At 45.0% G+C, this 1,728-nt stretch carries 2 protein-coding genes and 1 riboswitch; both genes read right to left on the reverse strand.

Annotated features, from left to right (window positions below; all coding sequences use genetic code 11):
- Positions 1-512, reverse strand: a 512-nt coding sequence (locus QVO88_RS04975) for a phosphomethylpyrimidine synthase ThiC (protein WP_288177789.1), incomplete at its 3' end; no start/stop codon positions are given.
- Entirely contained in the window at positions 509-1,312 is an 804-nt protein-coding gene (gene thiD / locus QVO88_RS04980) for a bifunctional hydroxymethylpyrimidine kinase/phosphomethylpyrimidine kinase (protein WP_022287425.1), read from the reverse strand. The genes QVO88_RS04975 and thiD, both read right to left, overlap by 4 nt.
- A 62-nt stretch (positions 1,313-1,374) precedes the next feature.
- Positions 1,375-1,480, reverse strand: a riboswitch (TPP riboswitch).
- Positions 1,481-1,728: the final 248 nt, after the last annotated feature.

Consider the following 1,728-nt stretch of genomic DNA (forward strand, 5'->3'; position numbering starts at 1 on the left):
GCACGTCTGTTGATACCTGCGTGGATAGTCATAAAGTCAACGCCCTCTTCTGCATGGGCTTTTACTACCTTAAGAAAGTCCTGAGCGGATATCTCAAGGAGGTCTTTATCGAGGTAGCCGATAGCGTCATACATAGGAACAGTGCCTATCATGGCAGGCGACTTTGCTACTAGCTCTTTTCTGAAAGTATTGGTCTTGCCGTAGTTTGACAGATCCATGATAGCTTCAGCGCCGAACTTGATAGCCATATCCACTTTCTGCATCTCAATGTCATAATTCTTAGCGTCCCCTGAGATACCGAGATTTACGTTTATCTTAGTTTTAAGACCTTTACCGATACCCTCGGCAGAGAGAGCAGTATGGTTTACGTTGGCAGGGATCGCCACCTGACCTGCTGCAACAAGAGCCATAAGCTCGTTTACGTCCATATTTTCTTTCTTAGCCACTGTTTCCATTTCAGGGGTAACGATACCCTTTTTAGCGGCTTCCATTTGAGTTTTATAATTTCTCATAGAACAGTTCCTTTCAAATCGTAATAGTCATAAAAGTGATTAACGGGGCTATGTCCTTTGCCCACTGTGAATGATTTTTCTATTGCCTCGGTGATATAGTTTTTCGCCTTTGTTACAGCGGAGAGCATATCCATACCGTGGGCAAGGTTTGCAGTTATGGCAGATGACAAAGTACAGCCAGTGCCATGGGTATTAGGCGAATCAACACGCTTGCAGACAAGCTTATGAACACCCTCTGGGGTACAGAGATAATCCACAGCGTCGCCAGTGAGATGACCGCCTTTGACGAGGACGTTTTTTACGCCCATATCCATTATTATCCTTGCGGCTTTTTCCATATGGTTTTCATTCTTTATCTCCAAGCCTGAGATAGCTTCAGCTTCGGGGATATTCGGTGTAAGGAGCGTAACTATAGGAAAGAGCTTTTCCCTCATGGTGGAAACAGTTCCGCCCTCAGAGAGAGCGTCGCCGCTTGTAGCGACCATGACGGGATCGCAGACGATAATACTTGGTTTATACTCATTAAGCTTATCCGCAACTGCTGAAATAATTTCGGCAGTTGGGAGCATACCGAGTTTTACGGCATCGACGTGGATATCCTCAAACACAGCGTCTATCTGTTTTTGTATCTCCTCAACGGGTACGTTGAAAACAGACAGCACACGGGTAGTATTTTCAGCGACGACAGAGGTAATAACGCTCATGCCGAAAGTTTCATTAGCGCTGAAGGCTTTAAGGTCGGCTTGTATACCTGCGCCACCGGAGCAATCCGAGCCTGCCACTGACAAACATTTTAACATACTTTATTCCTTTCTTATGGAAAAGGGGAAACAAAAAAACCTCCTGACCATGCAGGAGGTAAATTTACACAAAACTTGCTTCCTACACTGGTCTTGACCAACAGGTTCAAAGGGTCAGGTTTTACCTTCTCAACCCAGCTTTTTGCTTGGGTCCCCCTGCAAACTTTATTCGATTTTTCGCAGTTTTTCTGCTTTTTTATTATAACACCGGTCAGCGAGATTGTCAAGGAAAAATTGTGTAGATATCGCAAGTATTATCGAGCAAACAAAATCGGGCTGTCGAGGGCGCCAGCCCCTACATTTACATTTGAAAATTTGCCGATACAGTTATTCGACAGTTTGTTATGCCGCAAGATCGCTCTGCTCGGTGTTTCCTCTACTTTGTGTTGGTGTTCAGCTCGGTTTGACTCCGCCAT

Origin of the sequence: Ruminococcus sp. CAG:57 (assembly GCF_000435935.1) — a bacterium.
Classification (GTDB): Bacteria; Bacillota; Clostridia; order Oscillospirales; family Ruminococcaceae; genus Hominimerdicola; species Hominimerdicola aceti.